Source organism: Streptomyces sp. NPDC048637 (assembly GCF_040650675.1).
Taxonomy (GTDB): Bacteria; Actinomycetota; Actinomycetes; order Streptomycetales; family Streptomycetaceae; genus Streptomyces.
In genome coordinates this window covers 1-1,118 of sequence record NZ_JBEZHQ010000098.1, presented here as the reverse complement: position 1 = coordinate 1,118, position 1,118 = coordinate 1, and the positions used below count along the sequence as shown (strand labels likewise).

Genomic DNA, 1,118 nt, shown 5'->3' with positions numbered 1-1,118 from the left:
ACTCGGTTGGCGCGGTCGAGCTGCGCAACCGCCTGTCGCAGGCACTTGGTATCCGGCTGGCCTCCACGATGGTCTTCGACCACCCCAACGCCACCACACTTGCGGACTACCTGCGGGACGAACTCGTCGGAACCGACGGAGCGGACGTCGGTGACCCGGTGCTGGAGACCTTGGAGCGGCTGGCTGCCGAACTGGAATCCGTCGACGGCGGCGCTGAGGCGCGCCAGGACATCACCGAGCGCATGCAGACCATGCTGTCCCGGTGGCTGCGACGCGCAACCCCCGGAGCCGCCGTGGAAACCGACCGCGCTGCCGTCACCCGGCAAACCGTGGCCGGGCAGCTCAACGAGGCCTCGGCCGACGAGGTCCTGGACTTCATCAACAAGGAACTGGGGGCGTCGTGATGATCTCCGGTGCTCAGATCAAGACGACGTCGTGGAGGACCCACCATGGCCGATGAGAAGCAGCTGCTCGACGCTTTGAAGAAGCTGGCCGCCGAGCATTTTGAAGCCCGTGAGCGGGTCAAGGAACTGGAGTCCGGCGCTCGCGAGCCGATCGCGATCGTGGGCATGGGATGCCGGTACCCGGGCGGGGCGACGGGGCCCGAGCATCTCTGGGACCTGGTGGCGGGTGGCGTCGACGCGGTGGGTGGGTTCCCGGCCGACCGTGGCTGGGAGGCCTTCGAGCACCAGCCGGGGTATCGCCGGCAGGGTGGTTTCGTCTACGACGTGGCCGAGTTCGATGCGGGGTTCTTCGGGATCAGTCCGCGTGAGGCGTTGGCGATGGATCCGCAGCAGCGGCTGTTGCTGGAGACGTCGTGGGAGGCGATCGAGCACGGCGGGATCGACCCCAAGTCGCTGCACGGGTCGGCGACCGGCGTCTTCGTCGGTGCGAGCCACGCTGGCTACGAGGCCAGCCTGCCCGTCGACGACGAAAGTTTTGATGGCTACCGGTTGATTGGGGCGGTGTCGGCGGTTGCGTCGGGTCGGATTTCGTATTGCTTGGGTCTGACTGGTCCGGCGGTGACGGTGGACACGGCGTGTTCGTCGTCGTTGGTGGCGATGCATCAGGCGATCCTGGCGCTGCGTTCTGGTGAGTGTTCGATGGCGTTGGCCGGT

At 67.1% G+C, this 1,118-nt stretch carries 2 protein-coding genes; both read left to right on the top strand.

The features are described from left to right. A partial coding sequence (locus AB0C46_RS40710) for a phosphopantetheine-binding protein (protein ID WP_362834179.1) occupies positions 1–404 on the top strand: 404 nt, incomplete at its 5' end. Positions 405–449: 45 nt separating this feature from the next. Further along, positions 450–1,118: polyketide synthase (locus AB0C46_RS40705; RefSeq protein ID WP_362834178.1), on the top strand; the 669-nt coding region annotated here is incomplete at its 3' end.